This window comes from Rhizobium sp. SRDI969 (genome assembly GCF_025152725.1).
In the GTDB taxonomy this organism is placed as follows: domain Bacteria; phylum Pseudomonadota; class Alphaproteobacteria; order Rhizobiales; family Rhizobiaceae; genus Rhizobium; species Rhizobium leguminosarum_I.
In genome coordinates, this window is record NZ_CP104037.1 from 407,220 (window position 1) to 428,373 (window position 21,154).

Consider the following 21,154-nt stretch of genomic DNA (forward strand, 5'->3'; position numbering starts at 1 on the left):
CGCCATCAATGTCCGGCGGTCTCGGCTACGTGGTTCAGGTGCGTCCTGTAAAGGACGCAAACAGTCTGCTAATTTGCAACCACACGTACGAATTCCGGCGGAGCGTATACTCCAACCGCATCGCCAACATGGTAATGGCACCGATCAGTGACCGCGATGAAACTGGTTTCTCCGGCTGTCAGATATACGTTGGTTGTCTGGCCCAATGGTTCGACAAAATCCACGACCGCACGCGCGGAGCCGGCAGAACCGACCTCTACAAGCTTCAAATGTTCAGGTCGAATGCCGGCGCTGAACTGCCCAGTCGAATCTAGCCTATCGGCAATCAAAGCCCGCTCCTCGTCAGGAATTGAGTCTATGAATTCCTGCACCTCACAGGTCGGGCGAGCAGGCGTCTTCAGACATGCAGGAAAAAGGTTCATGGGCGGCGAGCCCATGAAGTCAGCCACGAAGCGTGTGAGAGGCCTATCGTATATTTCTAGCGGCGACGCGACCTGCACCATGTCGCCTCGTCGCATAACTGCTATTCGATCGGCCATGGACATAGCCTCTATCTGGTCATGGGTAACATAAATCGTCGTGATCCCCAGGTCGGAGACGAGCTTCTTGATCTCTGTCCTCATGACCGCACGAAGCTTGGCGTCGAGGTTCGATAGGGGCTCATCCATTAAGAAGACTTTGGGGTTTCTCACGAGTGCTCGCGCAAGCGACACACGCTGCCGCTGACCACCGGATAGTTGAAAGGGCTTGCGGCCAAGGTAATCGGCGATTCCGAGTTTGCCAGCCGTTTCCTCGACCTTCCTGCGGCGGTCGGTCGGAGACACCTTGCGAATCTTCAACGGAAACGCAATGTTCTCGAAAACCGTCATGTTTGGGTAGAGACCATAGTCTTGAAATGCCATCGCGATGTCGCGATGTCTGGGCTCGGCAAAAGTTACGTCTTTGCCATTTATATGGATGGAGCCCGATGTTGGTAATTCCAGCCCCGCCACCATTCGCAGGGTGGTCGTCTTGCCGCAGCCTGACTCTCCGAGCATCACGAAAAACTCGCCCTCGGCAATGTCAACCGATACTCCGTTGACGACGGTAATTGCGCCAAAACGCTTCTGTACGTTTCTGATCTGAATGCCCACGATAGCCTCCTTTAGCCCTTTACCGCGCCCAACGTCAGGCCGCGAACAAGATAGCGTTGCATAAGTAGAACAAGCACAACGACGGGCAGTGACATCACCACCCCCGCCGCTGAGGCCATGCCCCAGGCAATGGATTTTGCGTTCAGGGTGTTTGCCGCGATGACCGGCAACGTTTTTGCGGCATTTGATGTTAGCATCGACGCCAAGAGAAATTCGTTCCAAGCAAACATAAAAACAATGACCATCGTCGCGGCTAGTCCGGGCATCAGCAGAGGCAACGTCACCCGCCAAAAGGTTTCCAATCTTGAACAGCCATCAATCAGCGCGGCCTCTTCGATTGACTGCGGGATGTCCTGAATAAAGACGCGCATAACCCAAACCACGAACGGGAGACCTGAGAGAGCATACGCGGCTGTTAACAACCAATACGTGTCAAACACGCCTAGCCAACGGGCCAGGATGAACATCGGGACAACGCTGACGATCGGTGGCAACATGCGGATTGACAAGACCTCGAAGGCGATCAGCTGCTTGTTTTTTATATCAAATCGCGCGAGCGCATAGGCTGCAAGCGTACCGCAAGCCATTGCCAGACACGTGGACAAGCCCACAATAACCGCGCTGTTGATGAACATCTTGACGATGCCGAGTTCTTCGACCAGCTTGACGTAGTTTTGCAGGCTCGGAGTAAAGAAGATCCATACCGGCGGATAGGCTGTGATGTTGTGATCGCTCTTCAACGATGCAGTGACCATCCAAAAAATCGGAAAAGCAAAAAACGCTGTGGCGAGAAGCGCGAGGGCGTAAACGAAGACGATCTTGGAACCGCGTTGAACAGAGACATGATTCAGTGACATTGCCAGCTCCTATCGGTCTTCTTTTTCGGAAATGATGCGCGTGAAGCCAGAGAGCCTCGTGAAAATCAGAATAATAACCGACACGATCAAGAGTGTGATCCAGGACAACGCCGATCCATAGCCAAGATCAAAAAAGCGGAAGTTTACCCTCTGCAGATAAACGCTCACGAGATCGGTTGCGAAATCGGGACCTCCACGCGTCATGATGAATGCAGTATCGTATGTCCGGAAAGCATCCACGATGCGCAGGAGGGTCGCGATAACAATAACCGGCTTGAGGAGCGGCAAAGTGATCGAGAAAAAAACCCGTATTGGACCTGCCCCGTCGATTGCGGCAGCCTCAAAGGGACTCTTCGGCAACGACGAGATACCGGCAAAGACGATGAGGAACATAAAGGGCGTCCACTGCCAAATATCCACGAGAACAATCGACAACAGCGCGCTGCCTGCAGAGGAAGTCCACAGTTGCGGCTGCAAGCCGACCACGGTCAGGATGTAGTTGAGCACTCCAAGATCCGGCATCATCATGACGCGCCACACGATCCCGACCGCGATTGGGGTGATCAACATCGGGATCAATATAATTGTTCGTAAAAGGAAAAATCCCGGATAGCGCAAATTAAAGAGCAGCGACAGCAGCACGGCGAGAATGAGTGACGAGAGCACGCTCAGTGTAACAAAAAAACAGGTCAATCCGACAGCATGCCAAAACTGCAGATCGAGGAGTGCGGTAGCGTAGTTTTTCAGGCCCACAAAGCGAGCAATGCCGCCATGAGTGGGGTTGTAGTCCGTCAGCGAGATGTAAAGCGAATACACCATCGGGAAAAACCCGACGACGTTCATGAGAACGAAAGCTGGGGTGAGAAGCAACAGCCCAGTGCGGCGCTCTCCCGCCCTTTGCGCCTTGTCAGCGACACCAACTTTTGCGGTTGAAATCGAATGTGTCATGCTCATTATGATTCCCCGTACATGAGAGGAATGGCTTGAGAGGCCATTCTCCAAATGCGTTCCGTGCGGCGTTAGCGAATGACACCAGCGACACGAACTTCAGCGTCTTTCATTGCTTGTTCAGGTGTCTTCCGACTGAGGACAGCGGCCAAGATTTCTTCGTATAACACGCGCTGAACTTCGACCGAATTCGGTACACGGTACGGGGGCAACGCTATCGTCGTGGTCCCACGTTTTTTAAAATCCTCGTACACATTCAGAGAGGGAATTTTTGCCCGCACTGCCGCATCTTCAAGTTGCGACTTGAACACGAGGTTTGTCTCGCCGTTTTCCAGAAAGAGCTTGTAGCCCTCGCCATTGAGCATCCAATCCAGGAATTTGTAGGCCTCGCTTGGATTCTGCGAATAGCTGCTGACACCCATTGAGATGCCGCCTGTCATTTGCTGCTGGTATTTCTCGCTTGGAACGGCGGCATATCCAAATTCGCCCTTCAACGGGCCGCTTTCCAAGCCGGCGAATACATCCGACCAGCTGATAAACATCGCAGCTTTTCCCTGCGAGAAAAGTGAGACGCCATCAGGGTAGTCCAGACCTTCAGCTCCCTTCGGAGCAAACGGGAGCACTTCCTTGATCCGTTCGATCGCCCTCACACCCTGGCCTTCTGAATTGAAGACCGGCCGGTTCGCGCTGTCCAACACGCCGTCGTCGTCCGGGCCGAGCTTTGTCATGCCCATCAGTCGGGTCGCCCAGTCGCCTGACATGTGTGCGTCCTGGCCACCCAGTAGCAGGATATTGCCAGCGACTTCATCGGTATGGAGCGCCTCGGCACATTTTCGATAATCGTCCCAGTTCGTCGGAACCGAAAGCCCCTTTGCCTCGAACAGGTCCTTTCTGTAAACGAAGATCGGCGTCGAAAGCGTGAGCGGGATTCCGAAATGTTTTCCGTCGAATTGTACGAATTTCAGGGATTCCGGGATAACATTTTCATACTTCAACGGCGGCAGCGATGAATCGTCCGCCCTGATGTCATCGACCGCTTTCACCCATTGGTTGGCAAGAACCTGATGGATGAACAAAGCATCCAAAGCCAAAAGATCGTAGGTCGAGGAACCCTGCGACATCTCAACAAGGAGCTTTTCATAGTGCTCATTTTGCGGAATAGGGTCGGCGATGATTTCCGCCTCGGTATAAACCTTCGGAATCTTACTCGCCAACACTTCACCAAAGAGCAGGTTCATGCTGAGAATGTTAAGGCTTTTACCGCTAGCGGCACGTACGCCGAACGAACTGGAAGTATAGGCGGCGAGCAGTGCAGCAGCAGCTTTCAAGGCTGTTCGACGGCTCATTTCCCGGTGATTTATACCTTTGATCATGCTGGCCTCCATCATTATTCCCCTTAGTTTGTTGACTGCTGTTACTTGCTTTCGCGAGTCAGATGGCGCCGTCTTCCGCAGCTACCACTTGAACTGCAGCACCGCATTAGCGGTTTATTTCAGTCTCCTACGTACTGACTGTGTCAGACGCTTTTGCGCCGGATGGATGTCGAAGCTAACCATGTAACAAACTGCCCGACAATGGTAAAATCCAATGAAACATTGGACAAAATGCTCAAATCGGCGAGTTTGGAACGAGGTCCATCAATGGTCGCTGCCGATGGGGCCGATTCTCGTTGAGGAATGGGACCTAAGACAGGCCAAAACGATCTTGTGCTTGAAACCATGGAAACGCATACCGCGCAGCGCACGATTTAAAGAGCCAGAAAGCAATATCGCGCCGACCCTCCACGACCTCGACTGGCATGTCATCCAATGCTGCCTTGCCGGCTGCGAACTCGCCGAGAAGCCGACCCAAGTTTTGAGCAAGATTAAGACCACGGGTGGAAAATCCGCCGAGAGAAAATACATTGGCTCCAAGCCGCAATAGAATTGGTAGCTTCGATTTGGATACTGCGCAAAACCCCTCCCAGTAAGTCTCCAACGCGATGTCTTGCTCTGACAGTTGCGGGTACAGCAGTTTCAATCGCGCGCGAGAATGGTTCTCACCATAACGCCGGCTGTTGCCAAGAGCGAATACAGCCCCTCCGGTGATTAACCGCCCGTCGTTATCGAGCCTGCCGAAACCGCCAGACTTTCGGCAATCTGAAAAGCACATCTGTGTTTTTAGGATCGATGCCCGAAGCTCTTTACGCAGAGGCGTAGTCGCGACTTGGTAGAGATGAACCGGGATTGCCGAACGCTGTACGTCTTCGAAGGCACCATCGGTATAGCCGCCGGTGGTGACAAGGATAATGCGAGCCTTGATGCGCAGATCGCCGCAAACCAAGACTGGCGAGGTAGCCGTTCCTTCAATTTTCTGAACTGCGGTATTCTCGAAAATACGAACACCGGCCTTTTTCGCCACCCTGGCGAGCCCCAAGGCCAGACCGTAAGGGTTAAGAGATCCACCGGTCGGGTTCGACCACCCACCGACATAGCCAGCCGTGCCAAGGAGGTCGTGTGTGTCAGCAGCGGAGTGCCATTGGACCGGCGCGCCGAAAGCCTTCCATTCTTCAAAGGCTCTCCGGACGTTCAGGAGGGAGTGGCTCGAGTGCGCCGGCTGCATCCATCCACTTTGCATAGGGGAGCATTCAATTTGAAGTTCAGTGGCTTGGCGAAAAACTAGGTCCGAGCCAGCTACCACTAGTTCCGAAAGTAGACGTGCCTTCTTTTTCCCCAGAATCGAGGCGACATGTGAAGGTGTCATCGTTCCGGGAAAATGCGGTATGCTGTTACCGCCGTTTCTTCCGGATGCACCACTACCGACTGTTCGTGCATCGACAAGAACGACGCTTGCACCATGTCGAGCTGCATGGATGGCCGCGTTCAAACCAGAAAACCCAGCTCCGACCACCGCAACGTCGGCGGTTTCGTCTGCCTCTAGTTTGGCGAAGTGAATGACGGGCTCAAGGACGGTTTTGCTCCAAAGAACAGTAGGCCTCGGGGTATCTCGTAGGTGTGCGACGGCCATCATAAAATCCTCTAACCGTTTCATTACAGAACCTATCGCTTTGCACCGCTCGACAAACAGCGGAGACCACTCCATCGAGATCGTAGAGAGCAGCCAGCCATTTGAGCGATGAGTTGGGTCATTTCACAGCCGAAGAAGCCCTTGTTAGATGCGAAGCTTCTGTCTTGACGTCACTGCCCGGGTGACGAGTATCGATTTTGCCGGGCGAGACCGGAGTGATGTTCGTCAGTGGACATATCGACGCGTCGGCAACCCGCGGAGCTGGCGATACTACTCAAGTAAAGTCGCTAGGTGGCCGCGAAATAGTGACCACCTCAATTTGTCGTATGCAGCGTTTCGACAAGTTTTTTTGCATTGCGAAGCGCAAGCGCAGTTATGGTGCTAGTCGGGTTCGCAGCTCCGCCGGTCACGAATATGCTGCCGTCGGAAATAACCAGATTGGGTACATCATGCGCTCGGCCATGCTCGTCAACCACCGAGGTGTTCGGGTCATGCCCCATCCTGGCGGTTCCAAGCAAGTGCCCGGGTTCCCCTTTTAGGTCAGGAATCTCAACGAGCTTCTTTGCCCCTGCCGCCTTGTGGATGTCACAAAGCTTTTCCATGACGTAGCTTCGCATCCTCAAGGTATTTTCGCTGTACCGATACTTGATCTTGGGCGCGGGAATGCCGTCACTGTCGCGAAGATCGGAATCCAGGGTCACCCGATTGCTCTCTTCTGGCAGGTCGTCGATGTTTGCTCCCCAGAAGATTGCGTTCCGCGCAAGCCGGAGGACCCGATGGAAGTTCGCGCCCCAAAGCGCATCGAATGGCAATAGTCTGTGGGGATCGACGCCGTTAAAAAGCAGCCCTGGCGTGGGACAGGCATGCAATTTTGGCCCGCGCACGAAGCCGCGAGCACGATCGGTTTCAAAAAACTGCATTGAGCTGATTACGGATCCTACCGGACCCCGCCAGGATTCTAAATCTTCGTCGTAATAGCCGATAACAGTACAGTTCGGGTGCAACATCAAATTCTTGCCCATCAGACCGGATGAGTTCGCCAGACCGTGGGGATGCCGCTCGTTTGCGGAAAGCAGAAGCAATCTTGGCGTGCCGATGCCATTGGCGCAAACGACGACCTGTTTTGCCCGGGTGTGATACTTCCTCCCCTTGCTGATCCACTCGGCACCAGTTGCCGTTCCGTTCCCATCGACTGTGATCCGGGAAACGCGGGCGCCGGTAATTAACTTAGCACCCGCCTTAATAGCCGAGGGCCAATATGCCATGTCGAACGATGCTTTGGCACCTTCGGGACAACCTTGTATGCAAGTGCCCCAACGTGCGCATGCTGCAAGCGAGCCGATCTTCTGACTCGGGATCGCATTTGCGTGCGGCCACCAGTGCCAGCCCAGTTTGTTCATGGCCTCTGCGGCCTTGACGCCGACCCTGCCGAGAGGCATCGGCGGAAGCTTAGGCGAGAGGCCCTCAGGATAAGCTGGATCGCCTTCAACGCCCGATACACCAATAAAATCGTCGATCTCATCATAGAACGGAGCAAGCTTGTCGTAGCTAATTGGCCAATCGTCAGCTACGCCATCAAGAGTACGCACTCGAAAATCAGATGGTGCAAGGCGGGACCAAAGCGCGCTATAGTGAATGGTGGAACCGCCAACAGCATTGTACATCGATGGCGCTAGGTCGGTCTCAGACACATTTAAGGGATAGTCAGCCGGATTTCCTCGGCGATTGGGCTCAGTCTGCCAATGACCACGGGCAACGAGTTCCCACATGTCGTGGTTCGCCGCGTAGTCCGACGATAGCGCGTAGTCGCCCTGCTCCAGACAGATGACCCTAAAACCTGCGACCGCGAGTGTATGTGCGGTTATAGCACCGGAAGGCCCTGAGCCGACAATTACCGCATCATAGACGTCTTCTTCTGGAGCAGCGTCCATTTTTTCCTGCCTGTATACTGTTCACGGCCGCCCGTGGCTGTGCTTTCCAGCAGCGCCAAGATGGGACGGGCGAATTGCAACTTGGTGTCATTCAGAGCGTGTTTGAGCTTCATGAGAAACAGACGGCAGCACTTGAGACAATGGGAAATTCCATTTATCTCTTGGACATTTCTGCGCGGCAACGCTTTTGCGTCGAATTGTTCTGCGTCACTGCCGATGAGCGCACTCGTAATGGAAGCCTGCGGCCACCTTCAAACTCTGGGTATTAACTTGTCTTGTGCAACGCTGCCTTGCCCCAATAACGTGTCAATGTTCCATGCTTTCGGGGATTCTTGAACTGCCACCCGACCCTCTGCAAAGAATTTTGAGAATCTCTCAATTGGATTCAGCCGCACCCCGTGTGATGCCATTTTGCTCTTGCGAGCGGAAGCCGATGTCGATCACAGCAAAGTCGGCCGTGGCAATTCCCAGGCGGAAATGGCCGACGTTTGACAATTGTTATTCAGAGCCCCGTATTTGGCCCCGTTCGTGTGGGGCTAGACTTTCCTCTGATGTCGCAAACAAGTATCGAGGCGTTACCGAGAGCCCTGGGCCATCTGTCTTTGCATCGAGCCCGCGGCAATTATTCCCAGTCTTGCCACGCCATCAGATGACACTCCGATTTTGTTAAATCAAACCGGCCCAAACAGGGGCGAAAATGGATCGGATGTGGGATCGCGGTTCAAAACGTGTGCCGCGACCTGACCTCGAAACCAAATGACTGCCAGGTCGTTATTCGCTCGTCGATGCCAAAATTGTTTGAGCTCGATGGGCGGTATTTCGAAGGGTGGCTCCAGCACCTCGCTGAAGAAGGGCGACCACGTCATTCCGCTCTACAACCCGGAATGCCGCGAATGCTATTCCTGCCTGTCGCGCAAGACCAATCTCTGCACCTCGGCCCGCGACACGCCGGGGCAGGGCTTGATGCCGGGCGGAACGAGCCGCTTTTCCAGTGGCAAGGACAAGATCTTCCACTACATGAGCTGCTCGACCTTTGCCAATTTCACGGTCCTGCCTGAGATCGCGCTTGCCAAGGTCAATCCCGAGCTCCCTTCGACAAGATCGGCTACATCGGCTGCGGCGTGACGACCGGCATCGGCGCGGTTATCAGTAGGGCCAAGGTGGAAGTCGGCTCGACGGCGATCGTCTTCGGTCTCGGCGGCATCGGCCTCAACGTGCTGCAGGGCCTGCGCCTTGCCGGTGCCGACATGATCATCGGCGTCGATATCAACAACGACCGCAAGGCTTGGGGCGAAAAGTTCGGCATGACGCACTTCGTCAATCCGAAGGAGGTCGGCGCCGACATCGTGCCTTACCTCGTCAACCTGACCAAGCGCCACGGCGACCTGATCGGTGGCGCCGACTACACGTTCGGCTGCACCGGCAACACCAAGGTGATGCGCCAGGCGCTGGAAGCATCGCACCGTGGCTGGGGCAAGTCCCCTATCATCGGCGTTTCCGGCGCCGGCCAGGAAATCTCCACCCGTCCGTTCCAGCTGGTCACCGGCCGCATCTGGATGGGCATCGCCTTTGGCGGCGCGCGGCCGCACGGATGTGCCGATGATCGTCGAATGGTATATGGAACGCAAGATCCAGATCGACCCGATGATCACCCACACCATGCCGCTCGAAGACATCACAAGGGTTTTGACCTGATGATGCATGCCGGCGAAAGTATTCGCAGCGTGGTATTGTACTGAACGAGAAAACGGTGGCCTGGTTGGGTGGATACCTGCGCTTATGACCTCGCGGGTAACTTTGGAACTTGACGCTGGATTCACCGCCGCTTTTCTCCGAGAGGCGCTGCGCGACCGTCCCATCCGCAGGACCTGCCGAGCGCGAGTACCCTGTCTTTCCCTCAGCTAAACGCGGTCAGGCACATGGTCGACGTTACCAAAAGTTCTCGTCGCCATATTCCATAATATCGATAATTACAGAGCACATCGTTTTATCGATAAAACATATTTTATCGATATTATGTTGACGGGTGCCAAAATTTTATGTTGAATGCTTTGACTCACGCGACGAAGGAAATGCCGTGCCTCAGACGTCAACGACTCAGAAGGAGAAGGGTAGGCCGGTTTCACAAACCACCGCCGTGGTTGAAGCAATTAGGAGCGATATCCTCCATGGCGTCTTAGCTCCCGGTTTGAAGCTCAAGATCGAACTTCTTCAAGAGCGCTACAATTCCGGAGCCACTCCTATCCGCGAAGCGCTATCGCTCTTATCGGCGACTGGACTTGTTGAACGCATCGAAAACCGTGGATTCCGAGTGGCTTTGATCAGTATCGAGCACTGTATGGAGGTAATCGGGACGCGATGCTTCGTCGAGGAGCGAGCAATTCGAGAGGCCATCCTTCATGGCAGTGTCGATTGGGAAGAAAAGATTGTCGTTGCCCAGTATCACTTATTACGCGAGTCGGATCGCCAAGACGCTGACGATGAGGCGTTCAGGCAGTGGGAAAAAGCGCATGAGGAATTTCATGTCGCATTGATATCCGCATGTCCATCGAAGTCTCTGCTCCGCTTCTGTGCGCAGCTCTACAACGAAAGCAATCGGTACCGCTATATCGGTCGTCTGGGACGTATGTCGCGCGCCGGAGCCTATGAAGAACATATGAAAATTGCAGATGCTGCGCTGAAACGGGATGGTGAACTTGCCGCCGCACTTCTTGTCGAGCACTACCGGCGCACCGGCGAACTGTTGAAGGCTCATCTCGAGGGGGCTGCCCAAAAACCTGCAGCGCGGCCGCCGGTGAACTCGATCAAGGCATGAGGATTGAAGATGCGAATTTGCCGTTTTAACGACAACCGGGTGGGGCTGGTCGAAGGAAATGAAATTGTCGATATATCAGGTGTCTTGGATCGCCTCGCCCCTGTTAAATGGCCATACCCGCGCGGCGACGCCTTCATTGCTGCCTTACCGGAACTTTTACCCGAAATAAAAACGCTTAGGAATACCGGAAAACGGTTCATGGTGGCAGATGTTAAATTGCTGAGCCCGGTGGCTCAGCCGGGAAAAATCATCGCCGCGCCTGTGAATTACAAACTTCATCTCGAGGAGGCGCGCGCCGATACCGGCATTCATTTCGGATCAAAGGTCAAGACTATTGAGGAATGTGGCTTGTTTCTCAAAGCGACCAGTTCAATGATCGGAGCCGGGGAGACAATGGTCTCTGATCGCAGCGATCGTCGTACCGATCACGAGATCGAGCTGTGTTTTGTGATTGGCGCCAAAGCCCGTCACGTAAAAGAAGACAATGCCCTCGGATACATTGCAGGCTTTATGATCGGCCTTGACATGACGATCCGCGGTCCAGAGGAACGAAGCTTCCGCAAATCTCGCGACACCTTTACGGTCTTTGGGCCATGGCTTGTTACCCCGGACGAGTTTGGGGATCCGTCTGCGGTTGATTTTGAGCTGAAGATAGCCGGCAAGACGCGCCAAAAGGCAAATACGCGCGACCTGATTTTCGATTGTAAGAAGTTGATCGCTTACGCATCGGAAGCCTACACGCTCGAACCGGGCGATGTCTTCATGACAGGGACGCCGGCTGGCGTGGCACCAGTAGAGCCGGGAGACATTCTGAACTGCCGCATCGACGGTATCGGTGAAATGAATGTCGCCGTGCGCGCGGCATAGCACGAAGTTTGCGAATCCTAAAATCTAAATCAACCCAATGGTCACTGCGAGATACGACGTGATCTCCCCGAATGCGCTGGTTGCAAAAAGGGGCCTGCGTCCGAGCGAAAGGAGCCACCATGACTGCCGCCGCTGCAAACAAACTCGAGGATTATTACGAAACCCTCAAGCCGTTGAACCTCGCCCCTTTGTGGGTCAGGCTGAAGGGCCTCGTGCCGAGCGAACCGATGCCGAAGGCCATCCCCTTCCGTTGGGCATGGTCGCCCACGCGTGGCGCTCTTATCACATCTGGGTCGTTGATCTCCGCAAAGGAGGCCGAGCGTCGCGTGCTGGTCCTAGAGAACCCAGGCTTGGCCGGCCAGTCGAGGATTACGGACACCCTCTATGCCGGTCTGCAATTGATCTTGCCTGGCGAGTTGGCACCGGCGCATCGTCACACGCAGTCGGCATTGCGGTTTTGTCTCGAAGGCGAGGGTGCGGTCACGTCTGTTGATGGCGAACGCACGACCATGCATCGAGGAGACTTCATCATAACACCATTTTGGACGTGGCATGATCACAAGCATGAAGGCGATGAGCCGGTGATTTGGCTCGACGGCCTCGACGTTCCGCTCGTAACGGCTTTATGCGCTGGATTTCGCGAAGAGCATACAGACGAAGATCAGGAAATTACTCGGCCGGAAGGCAACGCCCTCGCGCGGTACGGGAACAATCTTTTGCCGCTCGATCATCCGGTCAGCCGGACATCACCTGTGTTCAGCTATCCCTACGGCCGCACCCGCGAATCGCTTGACTCGCTCGCACGCACTGGGCCGGTCGATCCGCACCACGGGATCACGCTCCGCTACATCAATCCAACCAATGGTGATTGGGCGATTCCGACGATTGGTACAATGATGAGATTGATCCCGGCGGGTTTTGAAACGCGCCCGTATCGTGCGACAAACAGCGAGGTCGTTGTGGTCCTGGAAGGGGAACTTGATGTAGCTGTTGGCCAGGACCCCTACGTTCGCCTTTCGCGGAATGACATCATGTCCATCCCCGGTTGGTCGCGCGTCAGATATCGCGCTGTTGACGGTGATGCGATTGCCTTCTGCTTCTCCGACCGGCCAGTCCACGAAAAGCTCGGGCTTTTCCGCGAAGATCGAGGATGAGCTCCATCGTTGCCACCGCGCCTCACCCACGCCGACGCCCAGGTGTTCGTCGAGATCGAACGGATTAAGTCAGGTCCGATCAGAAGAGGACGATCTGCTCTATCCCAAGGTGTCTGCGTGAACTTTAACTGAAACGACCTATCCAGCTGTGCTAGGAAATTGTCGGATCTCCGAAAACCGGATGGGCTTATTGTGAAAGATGGTGCGGACCCACGGAGTTGTCGCGAGTCACGAGCGTAGGAGCTATGATGAAATGCTCGGATTGCGTACGGCCACCGATGCGATCCAGCAGAAGCTGCGTCGCTTTTTGACCAAGAAAGACTCCCGATTGATCCACGCTGGTCAGGGAGTGCTGCGGCAAGGCATGGTAGGGGAGTGTTGTCGTAGCTAATAACGGCAAGGTCTTCAGGAATGCGCAACCCCAAATCACGCGCCACTCCGATTACCTCGAAACCAACATAGTCCGTCCAGCAGAATATTGCCTCTGCACGACCTTTACCAGTCAGCAATCGGAGTGCCGTGTGACGTTGCCCCGTTGAAATAATCCATTTTGAAGTAAGCTCTGGCCCATTGAGAGGACCAGAGGATGAAGCGCAATCGTTTCACCTCCTCGGGGTGGTTGGGATGCGATGGTCGGCTGCTAACGCCTTTAGAACAATAATAGCGACAGCTCAACGCAATTTCGTAAATAATAGAGTTTGCGAAAATATCCTATTGGGCGGAGCTCCACCACTTGATCTGGGCTCGAGTATCAGAGGCCAAGCTGACGTTTTGCCAGCATGAAGCTGCGCGCATCGTTAAGGCAGTCGACCGCAATCAGCCGTTCTTCCCGAAAGTAGGAAACGGTCATGCTGCCTTCGGCTATGCCCTGCGAGACTGTCGCGCGATCATAGCCGCGGTTGAAGCCGGCAATCTGCAATTTGGTCGAATATTGATGCGACCAGAACCAGGGCCGGGGACGATAGGGCAGTTCGGCGCCGAGGATGTTGCGGGCGACATGTTCGGCCTGGTCGATGGCATGCGGCACGGATTCGATGCGGGTCATTTCGCCCTGATAGGAAAATGATGCGCAGTCGCCGGCGGCCCAGATCGAGGGATCGGAGGTCCTGCCAAATTCGTCCACGAGGATACCGCCGTCGGTTGCCAGCCCTACGGCCTCGGCAAGTCCCACATTCGGGCGGACGCCGATACCGACCACGACCGCATCGATCGTGAGCGTGGACTCATCCGCCAATGTGGCCGTGATGGCTGCACCGTCCGGCTTGAGCCCGGTCAGCCCGATGCCTTCGCGAATGTCGACGCCCTGGGAGCTATGCAATCGGCGAAAATACGACGCCGTCGGCTCGGCTGCGACGCGGTTCAGAATACGCGGGGCCATTTCGACAAGCGTCACTTGCGCTCCGACCTGCCGGGAGGCGGCTGCAACCTCAAGACCGATATAGCCGCCGCCGACCACAAGAAGCTGCGCGCCTTCTCTCAGGATTGGACGCAAGCGATCCGCATCGGCCTTGTTGCGGAGGTAGAAGATATTGTCGATACCCTCGGCCATAGAGGCAGGCAGCTTGATCGGGCCGGCACCTGTCGCGAGGATGAGGTGGTCGTAGAGATGCCGGCCATGTGCCGTCACAACGCCCTTTGTAACCCTGTCGATCTCCAACGCAGGCTCGTTCTGACAAATGCCAATGTTCCGCAGGTAGAAGAAATCGCTGTTGCGAAAAGACAGGCGCTCTGCCTCAAGCTTTCCCAGGAGATAGGCCTTGCTGAGCGGCGGGCGCTGATAAGGCATCGCACCCTCGTCGCCAAGCATGGTGATTGCGCCTTGAAAACCTTCCTGGCGCAACTTTGTCGCTGCGGCCAGGCCTGCCTGCCCTGCCCCGACAATGACTATCCTCTTGATCATCACCTTACATCTCGGCTGGAATGCGGATCGCAGCACCGTCCAGGCGCCCGTCCACCTTGATTTGACAGCTCAGACGGCTGCCGGGTGCACGTGGGGCGGCGGTGAAGTCCAGCATGTCGTTTTCGTGCTCGCTGATCGGATCAAGCGTGGATGCCAGTGCATCGTCGACGATGATGTGACAGGTGGCGCAGGCTGCCGAACCGTTGCATTCTGCAATGATGCCGGGCACCGCATTCTGGAGCGCGACTTCCATGAGGCTCAGGCCTTCTCTGGCCGTGCAGGTTTGTTCCTTCCCGGCGGGAAGGATGAACGTGATCTCGGGCATTATATCCTCCTGTTAGAAGTCCCAGACGACCGGGAGCGTGGTCGGGCCGCGGAAAACCCAGCCCTGGATACGCACATCGGTGCGGTCGCGTAGGCGCAGGTTCTTCAGCCGCTCGAACAATCTCGGCACGACGAGGCGGCCGACCATGTGGCGCGCGACCCATGTTCCGGCGCAAAAATGCGGCCCGGCCCCGAAGGCGAGATGCGACTTCTTTTCGCGGAAGACGTTGAAACGGTCCGGATCCTCGAAACGGCTGTCGTCGCGGTTGGCGGCACCAACGCAAAGGCCGATCTGGTCACCGGCCCGCAGTTGCACGCCGGACAAGACGACGTCACGCGTCACGCGGCGCGGATACATGCCGATCGGCGAGATCCAGCGAACGGATTCCTCGAACGCCACCGGCCAGAGATTGGGGTCGGCCTTGACCCTCTCGAGTTGGTCGGGATTTTCCAGCAGACCGAGAACAAGGGTCAGGATGGAATCGCGCGGCTCGTTCAGGCCGCCCCCGACCGCCACCTTGATGTTGGCGTAGATCTGATCGAGCGTATGCGGATCATCCGCATGGATCATCGACGAAAGAACCGACATGTTCGGATTTTCCCGATGATAGGCAAGAGCGAGGTCGATCGCTTCTTCTACACCTCTGGCGGCCTCGGTAGCCTTGCGGGAAATCTCCGGATCGCCGGAATAGTTGCCCGCGCCGTCGATAAGCGACTGCGACCAGAGCGCCATGGTCTGCCAATCGACATCGAGAAAACCTAGGACGTCCGCCAGCGCCCGGCCTGCCATGGGTGCTGCAAGCGCCGTGAACAGGTCGGCCTCTCCATTTGTCTCGAAGCCGGCCATCACGTCGTCAAAAATGGCGTCAAGCTTCGGTGCCCAGCAGGATTTGACTGCTCCGGGGCGCAAAGCCGGTTCGACCGCCTTGCGTTCGCGGGCATGCGCCTCGCCATCCTTGCGCATCATCGTATGGCCCATAACCCTGTTGACCAGCGACTGCGGATTGACCGAGGAGAATGTTTCTGCGTCGCGCTCCATCGCCATGATGTCCTCATAGCGGGTAGCGATTATGATATTGGCGGCCGCGATCCGGACGACTGCTGCCAATTCGCGTGCACGCTTGAAGGTGGGATAGGGGTCGCTCAACAACTCGGCAAACGTCACGTCCGAAATGACCGGTACGGCTGACGAGCTCTCTTCAATGGTGGCTTGCACTCCCATATTGCCCTCCCAAGCAATGAACTTTCATGAACCGTAATACCGCACTTCCATTCTGACAATTGGATGGATACGATTGAGGTCATCGATTATTTCGATAACCTAGGAGGGCAACGTGATCCCCGAAGAGCTGGCGCAGATTGATATCAGATCGCTGCAACTGCTTGTCACCGTGCACGACACGGGGTCCTTCTCCGCCGCAGCGTCGGCTCTCGGCGTTAGCCAGTCAACCGTCAGCTACACGATCGAGCGGCTGCGGAAGGCATTCGGCGACGCCTTGTTCGTGCGCCAGGGCAACCAGATCACAGGAACCGAAAAATGCGGCGAACTCGTTTCGCAGGCGCGTGAGATCGTCAACCGCATGCTGGCGATTGCCGTCCCTTCCGAATTCGATCCCAAGACGGCGGAAGGCTCGGTGACGCTGTCCTGCAATCACCATGAACGTTTTCTTCTGGTGCCGGTCTTCCTGAAAGCCATGCGCCAGGCGGCGCCCAACGTGCTTCTCAACATTCTGGAATCGGCCGTAAACGGAAAACAGCAGCTCAAGGAAAATATCGCCGATATCGTGCTCGGGCCTGTGCGCATCCTGGGCGAAGGCTATTTCCGTCGGCGGTTGTTTGTCGACCACTATTCCTGCGTCATGGACCGGAAGAATCCGTTGGCAAACGGAGAATTGACGCTCGCACGCTACCGGCAGGCCGCTCATGTGGCCATCACGCACAACGGCCAATGGCAGGCGCTCTATTTCGAAGCCCTGAGGGCTCGCGATATTGCGTTGAAACCGCAGTTGACGCTTCCGAGCCACGACAGTCTGGAACTGATGATTGTCGGAACGGATCTGGTTGCAACAATTCCGAACCGGCTCGCCAGCGCCTATCAGGATACGCTCGCCGTCCGCAGCTTCCCGATCCATACGCCGATCGAGATCGACATCTATTGGACGGAGCGCACCCACCGCTCCGGGCTGCATCGCTGGGCCCGGCAGCTTTTGGTCGACGTCGCCCGCGAAGTTGTGTCCGACCGGACCAATGACGCAGAAACGCTTCCTGACCGCGGTTGATCTTCGAGAAGGTTAGCCGTGCTGCATTGGCCGACATCCGGCTTGGCCCAGTGCCCTGCATGGCAAATGTGGGCGTTTACCCGGTCTGGGCGCCCATCAGCACAAAGGCGACCGTTGCGGACTCGCTGCTTGGATTGCGCCAGGCGTGGCGCGCGCCGTGCTGGACGAATGTATCTCCCGCATTCAGATGAACGGTCGCGCCATCATCGAGTTCCAGGGTCACCTTGCCACCGAGGACAATGCCGTAGTCCAAGGTCGGCGTGGTGTGCATGCCGGGATTTTCCATTTCGAACGTTTCCGCAATACCCGGAGCCGCGGCAAGATGTTCCGGGCCCGCAAGGTCAGGCCGGAAGTCTGTCGACATCATCACCGAGTCCGGCGGGAACGTGACGACGAAAAAGGTCGAGCCGCCGGCCGGCTGGAGCAAGGTTCCGTTGCTTGCCATCGGGTCCTTGCCGTCATACGGCAAGGACGGAACACCGGCAGTCGTCCAGATCGGCGCCGAAATAAAGCCAGGCGTGTGCTGGAGAGCCATCTCGCGGGGTGACACCCCATCGCTGATAACAATGGATTTTCCGGCAGAATTTTTTGCGGTTACCACGCGTCTGAAAGTCATGACATCCTCCCACGTCATCGGTCATTTGGATGGGGTTGCCCACCGAAGGCAACCCCGACGAGTTTATTGAAACTCAGGGGCAGATGACGTAGTTCGAGAAGCCGCCGTGACGCTGGGCGATACCAGAAATCGCCGTGTTGACATCTGAAAGCGGATAGCTCTGCGTTTCCAAAATCGACAGATCGACAATGCCGGAAGCAACCATGTCAGCCATCTCCTGGCCTTCAGCTGTGGTAAGCCAGGCCGAGCCGTAAAGGCGTTGATTGCGATCCATCAAGCGGTGAACGTCGATGCTCACGGGGCCAGCGATTGCGCCGATATCGACGGCGATACCGCCACGGCGCAGACTATGAAGGCCCTGCAGGAATGTTTCGTGCAGCCCACCCGGACCGAGGCAGTCAAGAAAGGCGTCAACGCCTTCGCCGTCCGTGTGCGCCATTCCGAAATCAGTGACACTACCGTCATCGATGGAGAAGACCTTGATGCGATTTGGCGCCAGTGCCCTGATCTCTTCCAGAAGCTTCCTGTCGCGCCCGGTACCAAGGATCTTGTTGACGCCCATGGCCAGGCCGAAGATTGCAGCCCCGATACCAAGTGTTCCGCTCAGGCCGTTGACAAGAATTGTATCCCCCGGTCCGGCATTGACCTTCCGGAGCGCCGAATAGGCGGTGCCGAGATAGCCGAGGCGTGCGGCCTGCTCGTAGGCCATGTTTTCCGGGATCTTCACGATCGCGGAAACGGGGGCGACCATATATTCGCTCAGACCGCCTATCGGATAGTCCGCAAAGGTCTGCATGGCATGTTCGGAGAAGCCGAAATATCCCTGAAACGCATAGTGCCTGCAGGAGATGGAGTCTCCACGACGGCAGTGACGGCATGATCCGCAGCTTCTGCCCGGGTTCACATAGACCCGGTCCCCGGGCTTCAGTCCGTGCACTTGCCGGCCGACGGCCGCAACTTCACCCGCCGGATCGAGGCCGAAGACGGCAGGAAGCGGCGGCAGCGGCATGTGCGGGAACCATGTCGTCCAGTTGGCCAGGATATTGCCGAGATTGGGCACGATGCCGCAGGCCTTAACCCGGACCAGCACATCCATGTCGCCGGGTTTCGGGGTCTCGAGCGTTTCGAGTTTCAACTCGCCGCCGACGCTGTGCATACGCGCAGCGGTCATTGTCTGCGGAATGAACATGAATTCCTCCTCCTATACGAAAACCAACCATGAGATTGGATCTGGCGCTCCTCCGCCGTTGCAATTTCGTAATCCCATATTTTCGAAATTTCAACTGTTTTCGTAAAAAATATCATTTGTCAGACGAAGTGGCTTCGCCGGATTTATCTCCGGCGAGCAATATTAAATAATTATTTCAATGGAATATGGCACAGAAAGAGACGGCGGATAAAGATGCTCCTTTACCCGCCGCATTTCCAATCATTCTCAGCACGCTTAACACCGTCATTCAGCGGCAGCGGTCAAAACTCTTTTCCGGCCCGAAGCAACCGTGTCCGTGGCCGGGAACAGGTGACCGGCATGCTCGATCACATTTTCGCTCGTCTCACGAATATGGCGGTCGATGAGCCGAAGCGCCTCTTCAGCGTTGCGCTCCACAGCTGCATCGCCAATCATCTTGTGTTCCGCGCCTTTTTCGCGCCACTGCGGACGAAATTGTGATGACATTCGGCGATAGCGGTGCGCCCGCTCGAACAATTTTCCGCGGATTTCGAGCAGGACTGGCGACCCGCATGCCGATACCAGCGCGGAATGAAACTCGCTATGGACGGCGCTCCACTCCTCCGACAGATAGTACTCGCGGCCGAGCCTTTGCTGCAGCTTGTCCATACGGTGGAAGGTCGAAAGGATATTGGCTTCCCACCGGTCGTCGCCGTTGCGAATCGCCATGCCAAGTGCCTCGCGTTCAATGAGGACACGGACATTGGTAAGATCGTTAAGGTCGGCGATCGAAACCGGGGCGACCACGAAGCCGCGCTGTCCTTCGGAAATGACGAGATTCTCCGCAGCGAGCCGGGACAAAGCCTCGCGCAAGGTCGAAAAGCTCACGGCATACAGAGTCTTGAGCGTTTCGAAACGCAGCTTCTCGCCAGGCTTCAACACGCAATTGATGATATCCAGCCGCATACGCTGCAGTACGTCACCGGCTCTGGTTTCCCCGCCCGCCTTTTGGTTTTCCAAGATATTTCTCCCGCTGCTCTTCCTCTGCCGCTGCGCAGGAGAGGAAAGTCAATCATCAATTGATACGAAAAATTTCGAAATAAATCAATGTTGTTGAAATTTTCGCAGCCCCTTTGGTTCTCCGGGGGGGTGCAAGCCGCTGGTCATCGATGTTTACGATATTCCATATATTTTCGAAAATACGTGGAGGAACCGATGCGGTACATCAGTTTTGGTTGCCAACGATATGCAAGTTACGGCTGCGTTATCGATGGGTCTGTCACCGATCTTGGCAAGGCGAGCGGTCTTCCGGATCTTGCCAGCTATATTGCGGCCAATTTTGAAAGCCTGGGCACCGAGACAGGTCTCGCGGCTGACCATGCGCTTTGCGACATTCACTATCTTCCCGTCATCCCCAATCCCGGCAAGGTGCTCTGCGTTGCGACCAACTACCGGGAGCCCGGTGACGACACGACAGAACGCCCGGACTATCCCCTGCTCTTTTCCCGGTTCGCCGGATCGCAGACCGGCCATAACGAACCACTTCCCAAGCCGAAGGTTTCGGACAAATTCGATTATGAGGGCGAGCTGGCGGTGATTATTGGCAAGGCCGGTCGCAGGATTGCCGAGGCGGATGCACTTGCCCATGTCGCAGGCTATACCTGCTTCAACGATGGAAGCGTGCGCGACTGGCAGAAACACTCCAGCCAATTTACGCCCGGAAAGAATTTCGCCAGAACCGCAGGCTTCGGGCCATGGATGGTTCCCAGGGACGAATTGCCCGACCCATTCAATCTCGCTCTGGAAACGAGGGTCAACGGTGAGCTCCGGCAACGCAACAACACGAGCCGGATGATTTTCACCATTCCCTGGCTGATCTCCTATGTCAGCCAGTTTGCCGTCTTGGAGCCCGGGGATGTTATCGTCACCGGCACACCGTCCGGCTTTGGCTCCTCTCGCAAACCACCAGTTTTCCTGCAAGTCGGGGACATTGTTGAAATCGAAATCGAAAAAATCGGCACCTTACGGAACATTGTCGCCACCGAACCCGACCATTGAGCATATTTTCGATATTTCATGGTATTTCGAAAAGTGTTGCGAACATCTGATAATTGGCGTATCAGAAACTCAATGGACGCAGGTTCAAGCGGATTTCA

17 protein-coding genes and 2 pseudogenes are annotated in these 21,154 nt (G+C 55.9%); 6 read left to right on the top strand and 13 right to left on the bottom strand.

Annotated elements, in window-relative coordinates; all coding sequences use genetic code 11:
• Positions 1-68 precede the first annotated feature (68 nt).
• From N2A41_RS29015 to N2A41_RS29040, 6 genes are all read right to left on the bottom strand, one after another.
• Positions 69-1,133 (bottom strand): ABC transporter ATP-binding protein, encoded by a 1,065-nt coding sequence (locus N2A41_RS29015; RefSeq protein ID WP_311202891.1) that lies wholly within the window; start codon positions 1,131-1,133, stop codon positions 69-71.
• Between the two features lie 11 nt (positions 1,134-1,144).
• Positions 1,145-1,990 (bottom strand): carbohydrate ABC transporter permease, encoded by an 846-nt coding sequence (locus N2A41_RS29020; protein WP_260111546.1) that lies wholly within the window; start codon positions 1,988-1,990, stop codon positions 1,145-1,147.
• Between the two features lie 9 nt (positions 1,991-1,999).
• Positions 2,000-2,944, bottom strand: a complete 945-nt coding sequence (locus N2A41_RS29025) for a carbohydrate ABC transporter permease (RefSeq protein WP_260111547.1) — start codon at positions 2,942-2,944, stop codon at positions 2,000-2,002.
• Between the two features lie 65 nt (positions 2,945-3,009).
• Positions 3,010-4,311 (bottom strand): ABC transporter substrate-binding protein, encoded by a 1,302-nt coding sequence (locus N2A41_RS29030; RefSeq protein ID WP_260111548.1) that lies wholly within the window; start codon positions 4,309-4,311, stop codon positions 3,010-3,012.
• A gap of 310 nt (positions 4,312-4,621) precedes the next feature.
• Entirely contained in the window at positions 4,622-5,947 is a 1,326-nt protein-coding gene (locus N2A41_RS29035) for an NAD(P)/FAD-dependent oxidoreductase (protein WP_260111549.1), read from the bottom strand.
• A gap of 311 nt (positions 5,948-6,258) precedes the next feature.
• Positions 6,259-7,875, bottom strand: a complete 1,617-nt coding sequence (locus N2A41_RS29040) for a GMC family oxidoreductase (protein WP_260111550.1) — start codon at positions 7,873-7,875, stop codon at positions 6,259-6,261.
• 831 nt (positions 7,876-8,706) lie between these two features.
• Here N2A41_RS29040 and N2A41_RS29045 point away from each other — a divergent pair.
• From N2A41_RS29045 to gtdA, 4 genes and pseudogenes are all read left to right on the top strand, one after another.
• A pseudogene (locus N2A41_RS29045) lies at positions 8,707-9,614 on the top strand (zinc-binding dehydrogenase); the annotation flags it as partial.
• Between the two features lie 338 nt (positions 9,615-9,952).
• A complete protein-coding gene (locus N2A41_RS29050; protein WP_260111551.1) occupies positions 9,953-10,690 on the top strand; it encodes a GntR family transcriptional regulator in 738 nt (245 codons plus the stop codon).
• A 9-nt stretch (positions 10,691-10,699) separates the two neighbouring features.
• Entirely contained in the window at positions 10,700-11,557 is an 858-nt protein-coding gene (locus N2A41_RS29055) for a fumarylacetoacetate hydrolase family protein (RefSeq protein ID WP_260111814.1), read from the top strand.
• 119 nt (positions 11,558-11,676) lie between these two features.
• Positions 11,677-12,711 carry a gentisate 1,2-dioxygenase gene (gene gtdA, locus N2A41_RS29060; RefSeq protein ID WP_260111552.1) on the top strand — a complete coding sequence of 345 codons (1,035 nt, stop codon included), beginning with the start codon at positions 11,677-11,679 and terminating at the stop codon, positions 12,709-12,711.
• Between the two features lie 416 nt (positions 12,712-13,127).
• On the opposite strand, the pseudogene N2A41_RS33515 reads toward gtdA, so the two are convergent.
• The 4 genes and pseudogenes from N2A41_RS33515 to N2A41_RS29075 form a co-directional block, all read right to left on the bottom strand.
• Positions 13,128-13,220, bottom strand: a pseudogene (locus N2A41_RS33515) (hypothetical protein); the annotation flags it as partial.
• A 242-nt stretch (positions 13,221-13,462) separates the two neighbouring features.
• Positions 13,463-14,611, bottom strand: a complete 1,149-nt coding sequence (locus tag N2A41_RS29065) for an NAD(P)/FAD-dependent oxidoreductase (protein WP_260111553.1) — start codon at positions 14,609-14,611, stop codon at positions 13,463-13,465.
• Between the two features lie 4 nt (positions 14,612-14,615).
• A complete protein-coding gene (locus N2A41_RS29070; protein WP_113543188.1) occupies positions 14,616-14,936 on the bottom strand; it encodes a 2Fe-2S iron-sulfur cluster-binding protein in 321 nt (106 codons plus the stop codon).
• Between the two features lie 12 nt (positions 14,937-14,948).
• The gene (locus tag N2A41_RS29075; protein ID WP_260111554.1) at positions 14,949-16,157 is read right to left on the bottom strand and encodes a cytochrome P450; all 1,209 of its coding nucleotides are present in this window, start codon (positions 16,155-16,157) and stop codon (positions 14,949-14,951) included.
• A 112-nt stretch (positions 16,158-16,269) separates the two neighbouring features.
• On the opposite strand from N2A41_RS29075, the gene N2A41_RS29080 reads away from it, so the two are divergent.
• Positions 16,270-17,214, top strand: coding sequence for a LysR family transcriptional regulator (locus N2A41_RS29080; RefSeq protein WP_260111555.1), 945 nt, complete (start codon positions 16,270-16,272; stop codon positions 17,212-17,214).
• 76 nt (positions 17,215-17,290) lie between these two features.
• Here N2A41_RS29080 and N2A41_RS29085 read toward each other — a convergent pair whose 3' ends face one another.
• The 3 genes from N2A41_RS29085 to N2A41_RS29095 all read right to left on the bottom strand — a co-directional run bounded on the left by N2A41_RS29085 (position 17,291) and on the right by N2A41_RS29095 (position 19,964).
• Positions 17,291-17,830 (bottom strand): cupin domain-containing protein, encoded by a 540-nt coding sequence (locus tag N2A41_RS29085; protein WP_260111556.1) that lies wholly within the window; start codon positions 17,828-17,830, stop codon positions 17,291-17,293.
• A gap of 73 nt (positions 17,831-17,903) precedes the next feature.
• On the bottom strand, positions 17,904-19,019 hold the full coding sequence (locus tag N2A41_RS29090; protein ID WP_260111557.1) for an alcohol dehydrogenase catalytic domain-containing protein: 1,116 nt from the start codon (positions 19,017-19,019) through the stop codon (positions 17,904-17,906).
• Between the two features lie 264 nt (positions 19,020-19,283).
• Positions 19,284-19,964 carry an FCD domain-containing protein gene (locus N2A41_RS29095; RefSeq protein WP_441005728.1) on the bottom strand — a complete coding sequence of 227 codons (681 nt, stop codon included), beginning with the start codon at positions 19,962-19,964 and terminating at the stop codon, positions 19,284-19,286.
• A 249-nt stretch (positions 19,965-20,213) separates the two neighbouring features.
• Here N2A41_RS29095 and N2A41_RS29100 point away from each other — a divergent pair, with 249 nt between their 5' ends.
• Entirely contained in the window at positions 20,214-21,056 is an 843-nt protein-coding gene (locus N2A41_RS29100) for a fumarylacetoacetate hydrolase family protein (RefSeq protein WP_260111816.1), read from the top strand.
• Positions 21,057-21,154 lie beyond the last annotated feature (98 nt).

Excerpts from the sequence above, each read along its gene's own strand:
- gtdA (WP_260111552.1), top strand. The coding sequence starts at position 11,677 with ATGACTGCCGCCGCTGCAAACAAACTCGAGGATTATTACGAAACCCTC.
- N2A41_RS29035 (WP_260111549.1), bottom strand. The coding sequence starts at position 5,947 with ATGATGGCCGTCGCACACCTACGAGATACCCCGAGGCCTACTGTTCTT.
- N2A41_RS29055 (WP_260111814.1), top strand. The coding sequence starts at position 10,700 with ATGCGAATTTGCCGTTTTAACGACAACCGGGTGGGGCTGGTCGAAGGA.
- N2A41_RS29025 (WP_260111547.1), bottom strand. The coding sequence starts at position 2,944 with ATGAGCATGACACATTCGATTTCAACCGCAAAAGTTGGTGTCGCTGAC.
- N2A41_RS29065 (WP_260111553.1), bottom strand. The coding sequence starts at position 14,611 with ATGATCAAGAGGATAGTCATTGTCGGGGCAGGGCAGGCAGGCCTGGCC.
- N2A41_RS29085 (WP_260111556.1), bottom strand. The coding sequence starts at position 17,830 with ATGACTTTCAGACGCGTGGTAACCGCAAAAAATTCTGCCGGAAAATCC.
- N2A41_RS29070 (WP_113543188.1), bottom strand. The coding sequence starts at position 14,936 with ATGCCCGAGATCACGTTCATCCTTCCCGCCGGGAAGGAACAAACCTGC.
- N2A41_RS29100 (WP_260111816.1), top strand. The coding sequence starts at position 20,214 with ATGCGGTACATCAGTTTTGGTTGCCAACGATATGCAAGTTACGGCTGC.
- N2A41_RS29020 (WP_260111546.1), bottom strand. The coding sequence starts at position 1,990 with ATGTCACTGAATCATGTCTCTGTTCAACGCGGTTCCAAGATCGTCTTC.
- N2A41_RS29095 (WP_441005728.1), bottom strand. The coding sequence starts at position 19,964 with ATGCGGCTGGATATCATCAATTGCGTGTTGAAGCCTGGCGAGAAGCTG.
- N2A41_RS29075 (WP_260111554.1), bottom strand. The coding sequence starts at position 16,157 with ATGGGAGTGCAAGCCACCATTGAAGAGAGCTCGTCAGCCGTACCGGTC.
- N2A41_RS29040 (WP_260111550.1), bottom strand. The coding sequence starts at position 7,875 with ATGGACGCTGCTCCAGAAGAAGACGTCTATGATGCGGTAATTGTCGGC.
- N2A41_RS29030 (WP_260111548.1), bottom strand. The coding sequence starts at position 4,311 with ATGATCAAAGGTATAAATCACCGGGAAATGAGCCGTCGAACAGCCTTG.
- N2A41_RS29090 (WP_260111557.1), bottom strand. The coding sequence starts at position 19,019 with ATGTTCATTCCGCAGACAATGACCGCTGCGCGTATGCACAGCGTCGGC.